At 76.6% G+C, this 645-nt stretch carries 1 pseudogene; it reads right to left on the bottom strand.

What is annotated here, in order from left to right:
* A pseudogene (locus ACYVE7_RS35255) lies at positions 1–539 on the bottom strand (endonuclease/exonuclease/phosphatase family protein); the annotation flags it as partial.
* Positions 540–645: the final 106 nt, after the last annotated feature.

The raw sequence follows: 645 nt of genomic DNA, 5'->3' as shown, positions 1-645 counted from the left end.
CCGCCGAGCACGGCCAGCCCGCCCGGGACCGCCCGCACCGCCAGCCCCGACGCCAGGAACCCCAGCGCGAGGGCCTGTCCGGCCAGCACGACCAGATGGGCGACGGTCAGCGACAGCCAGCCGGAGGACGCCACGAACGGGGGGCTCGACAGCACCAGCACCTGGAGCGCCAGGAACGGGCCGAGCGCGGCGGCAGGCAGGGCGTCACGCCAGGAGATCCGCGGGGCGGGAAGCTGCCCGGTGGACACCTCGCGGAACAGGGCGACGGCGCCGAGCACGACCGTCACCAGGCAGACCGCCCAGGCGGCGGCGCCGGACCGCCAGATCGGGTCCCAGGTGCCGAACGCCATCCGGACGCTGGTGTCGACGGCCAGACCCGCGGGCGCGGCGATCGCGAACCCGACGCCCGACAGCCCGCGCGACCCCTCATAGACCGCGGTCAGCGCCAACAGCCCGAACCCCAGCGCGGGCACGGCCACCAGCAGATCAGGGCCCCCGGCGTGCGCGAGCACCCGGGTGGCGACCAGCCCGCCGACCACGGCGACCAGCAGGGCGCGCGGCCCGGCCAGCCTCCGGATCGCGGGGCTTGCACTGCTGGATACGTGCGCCGAGCGTCCCGCGGAACGAGTTGGCCTCGGCGGTCAG

The sequence above is a fragment of the Actinocorallia lasiicapitis genome (assembly GCF_054778695.1).
The sequence above is the reverse complement of the archived record's forward strand: the minus strand, read 5'-3'. Positions and strand labels throughout refer to the sequence as shown.